Origin of the sequence: Actinosynnema sp. NPDC059797, from assembly GCF_042732085.1 — a bacterium.
GTDB lineage: Bacteria > Actinomycetota > Actinomycetes > Mycobacteriales > Pseudonocardiaceae > Actinosynnema.
This window is the reverse complement of record NZ_JBHWIE010000259.1, coordinates 7,851-10,054: the sequence shown is the minus strand read 5'-3', so window position 1 is coordinate 10,054 and position 2,204 is coordinate 7,851. Positions and strand designations below refer to the sequence as shown.

1 protein-coding gene is annotated in these 2,204 nt (G+C 65.3%); it reads left to right on the top strand.

From position 1 onward, the window contains the following. The first annotated feature begins 867 nt into the window (after positions 1-867). Positions 868-2,154 (top strand): ABC transporter substrate-binding protein, encoded by a 1,287-nt coding sequence (locus tag ACFV4N_RS33360; RefSeq protein WP_499676637.1) that lies wholly within the window; start codon positions 868-870, stop codon positions 2,152-2,154. Positions 2,155-2,204 lie beyond the last annotated feature (50 nt).

Sequence of the window (2,204 nt, the reverse complement as noted above, 5' to 3'; positions counted from 1 at the left end):
CCCTACCGCGCTTGTCAAGGGGTGTCGCACGCTTTTCGCGACACCCCTTGACAAGTGTGGTTGCCTTTGGCAGGCCATGCGGGAGAGGACGAGCCCGCTTTTCCCCTCTCTTGGCGGCCTGCCATGCGGCGAGCTTCTTTTATCTTGTGAACTTCTGGGGTTCACGGGCAAAGAAAACAGTTCACGAGCGACGCTCGCCGCTGGGCAGGCCTCCGGGGGAAGAGCGTGAAGCTCGTGTTCCCCCGCATGGCCTGCCAAAGGCAACCACCCTTGTCAAGGGGTTCCGGATAAAGCGCCCGGAACCCCTTGACAAGCGCGGTCGGGCTGCGCCCAGGCCATACGGGGGAACACGAGCCGGCCCGCAGTTTGCCAAGCGCGCGATGTCCGTAGGTGGTCGCTTGTGCTGTGCGGGCGCATGACTCGAGAGTGCTGAGTGCACGAGTCGCGAGTGCTGAGTGCATGACACGCGAGTGCTGAGTGCACGACTCGCTGTTGCGGCGCGGAAGCGGTCGGTGTGGTCGTGTGGTGCGTTGGAAACGGATCTGCAACGGATTCACAACTGAGACGCGGGCGTCGGCTCCCCGGGGCGTGAACGTGGGACTCAGGGGTCCGAAAGGTAGGACTCGCAGGTCGCGGGGGTATCGGGCGCTCCAGGGGTAAACCGAGCGTGTCCGACCGGTCTACGCAAGGTGCCTGAACGGACCACTCGGGACCCGGCTACCAGAATCGTTCCAGGGGCGCAAATGTCGCAACGTCGGTAACAGCGCGGACACGGGAGCTTGACACAACTCCGTGGCGCGAACCACACTCCCCCAAAACCTGGGAGCGCTCCCAGAACGTTCACCGCCGATCAACTGAGGAGTTCTCGTGCGCTACCGTAGAGCGGGCTTGGCCAAGGCGCTGGCCTGTACCGCAGTGGTCGCCCTGGCCGCTACGGCCTGTGGCTCGGGTGGTTCCACCACCACTTCCGACGGCAAGACCGTGCTGACGATCGCCACGTTCAACGAGTTCGGCTACGAGGAACTCCTCAAGGAGTACGAGGCGGCCAACCCGAACATCAAGATCGAGCAGCGCAAGACCGGCCAGGCCGCGCCCCACCACCAGAACCTCTTCGCCAAGCTGACCGCCGGCTCCGGTCTCGCGGACGTCGAGGGCGTGGAAGAGGGCTACCTGGCCAAGGTCATGGCCCAGTCCAGCAAGTTCGAGGACCTGAAGAAGATCGGTCCGTCGGACGTCCGCGAGGACCGCTGGCTGCAGTGGAAGGTCGACGCCGTCACCACCAAGGACGGCAAGCTCATCGGTTACGGCACCGACATCGGCCCGCTGGCCATGTGCTACCGCAAGGACCTCCTCGAAGCGGCCAACATGCCGTCCGACCCCGAGGGCGTCAAGGCGCTGTTCGAGACCTGGGACTCCTACTTCGCGGCGGGCGAGCAGTACGTGAAGGCCACCGGCAAGGCGTGGTTCGACTCCGCCTCGCAGGTCTTCAACCCGATGCACAACCAGGAGAAGGTCGGCTACTTCGACAGCGACGACAAGCTGGCGATCGAGACCAACAACGACAAGAACATCTTCGACAAGGTCGTGAAGGCCGTCGAGGGTGGTCAGTCGGCCAAGCTGGTCGCGTGGAGCGACGAGTGGAAGCGCGGCTTCAAGGAGTCCGCGTTCGCCACGAAGGTCTGCCCGTCCTGGATGCTGGGTGGCATCCGCGAGAACTCCGGCCCCGAGCACAAGGGCAAGTGGGCCGTCAGCGCCTCCTTCCCCGGTGGCGGCGGCAACTGGGGCGGTTCGTACCTGACCGTCCCGACCCAGGGCAAGAACAAGGAAGAGGCCGCGAAGCTGGCCGCGTGGCTGACCGCGCCCGAGCAGCAGATCAAGGCCTTCAAGGCCAAGGGCACCTTCCCCAGCCAGACCCAGGCCCTGATCTCGCCCGAGCTGCTGAACCAGACCGACGAGTACTTCGGCGGCGAGAAGGTCGGCCTGCTGTTCGCCGAGCAGGCGAACAAGGTCCCGGCGGCCCAGTACAAGGGCCCTGAGGACGGCGCCATCCAGGAGAACATCGTCAGCCCGGCCCTCCAGTCGGTCGAGCAGGGTGTTTCCGGTGCGGAGGCGTGGGGCAAGGTCGTCGAGGGAGCCAAGAAGGCTGCCAAGTAATGACGACCGAATTGACGGTCACGAGCGGGCGGGGCGCCCAGCCCCGCCCG